This window comes from Neobacillus soli NBRC 102451 (assembly GCF_001591665.1).
Taxonomy (GTDB): domain Bacteria; phylum Bacillota; class Bacilli; order Bacillales; family Cytobacillaceae; genus Neobacillus; species Neobacillus soli.
This window is the reverse complement of record NZ_BCVI01000119.1, coordinates 1-1,847: the sequence shown is the minus strand read 5'-3', so window position 1 is coordinate 1,847 and position 1,847 is coordinate 1. Positions and strand designations below refer to the sequence as shown.

Here is a 1,847-nt window from a genome sequence, read left to right as displayed (position 1 = left end):
CCGTTAGCATTCCTGTAGATGGTTAAATTTGAACTTTGAAAAAAACAGAGCCCCTCAGTAAGATATGAGTATAGACACCACTCTAACTCACAATCTTAGGAGGAACCCTTACTATGAAGTTTAAAATGCAAGACAAGCAAAATCAACTAATAGAAAGAATTTCCGATAAACACCTCGTTGTTGGTGTAGATATTGCTCAACAATTTCACGTCGCTCGAGCAGTGAATTTCCGTGGAATCGTAGTCGGAGATCCTCTTACATTTGAAAATAACGAAGATGGATTTACTATTTTATTGAAATGGATTAACGAACTAAAAAGGATTAATAAATTAAATACAGCTATAGTCGGCATGGAACCTACGGGACATTACTGGATTAATCTATCAAAATGGCTTTTCGAACAGAATATTGATGTAGTAACAGTAAATCCATATCATGTAAAAAGGAATAAAGAGAACCGAGATAATACCCAGTCAAAAAGCGATAAAAAAGATGCACTAGTTATTGCCGATATGGTGAAGAATGGTTATTATGCCATCGTTCGTCCGACTTCTGAATCATTTGAGCAACTTCGAGTTCTTATGTCTAACCGTGACGTGATTGTTAAGCGTCTCGTAAGTTCAATCAACCAAATAAATCGTTGGGTAGACATTGTCTTTCCAGAGCTACGACAAGTATTTAAGGATGTGACTGGTAAAGGAGCAATCGCAACCCTTCGATTATTTCCCACCCCAATAGAATTACGTTCAATGCAACCTCAAAACGTGGTTATTGAATGGAAGTCTTTGATGAAGAGACAGCCTGGTTTAAGGAAAGCCCAATTACTTATTCAATTAGCTAAACGCTCAATAGGTACGAGGCAAGCACTTGATGCTTATAAATTTCATCTACAACAATTACTAGAGGAATATGACCTCGCAACAACACAACTCGTAAGAGTTGAAGAACAAGTAACAGAAGTACTTAAACAAATTCCTTATGCCAATCATTTGCTTACCATTAAAGGAATTAGTGAGATTTCATTGGCTGGTATATTAGGAGAAGCTGGGGATTTAAGTGGCTTTGCCCACGGTAATTCTTTACTACGTCATGCAGGATTGCACCTAGCTGAAGCAAGTTCGGGAAAGTGGAAAGGTCAAATTGTCATTTCTAAACGAGGAAGATCTAGGCTGAGGCGTTTCCTCTACTTAGCGACGATGAGCCTTGTCATGAACAACCCTGAGTTTAAAGCTATTCACACATTAAATGTTAAGGTGAAAAAGATCAAAAAGATGAAATCAATTATGAAATTGGTTGGTAAACTGGCTCGAATATTTGTAGGATTAGCCAAACGAAATGAATCCTATTGTCCAGAAAAATTACAACCTTTAACTTCTTTAGCAGCATAAATTCAAATAGATTCTTATAAACACTTACTAGTTTCCCTGAAAGGATAAACTCTAATAAATCTAAAAAAAAGAGTGATTGTTAACTTTTTACTACCCGAATGTTGGCTTATTCGTAGGATTTCAAATATGTACGGAGTACCAGGTTTCTTCAACAAAAGGGCACTGACCCATCCCGTTAGCATAACTGGCCTCCACCCCTTGGATAGGCATGACGAAGGAATGATAGGGCAAATGACCCGTTGAGACATGGGAGGGAAAGCCTCCAGGGGCGGCGTGGAGAATGTACATCATATGGTAAAATGTGGAGTTGAATGTCACTCCTTTATTTAACTATGCCTTCACGGAGCCATAATGACCTGAACTCATTCAATTAATCGTTAAATCAAATATCAAGGGTTATGAAATCCTGCGAATAAGCGAGTATTCGTGAGAAAATCGTATTAAACTGAGGGAGTTGAA

Annotated in this window: 1 protein-coding gene; it reads left to right on the top strand. The window is 37.8% G+C overall.

Going from position 1 to position 1,847, the window contains the following annotated elements; all coding sequences use genetic code 11:
• The first annotated feature begins 113 nt into the window (after positions 1–113).
• Positions 114–1,388: an IS110 family RNA-guided transposase gene (locus BSO02S_RS25905; protein ID WP_066074905.1), complete on the top strand. Its 1,275-nt coding sequence runs from the start codon at positions 114–116 to the stop codon at positions 1,386–1,388.
• Positions 1,389–1,847 lie beyond the last annotated feature (459 nt).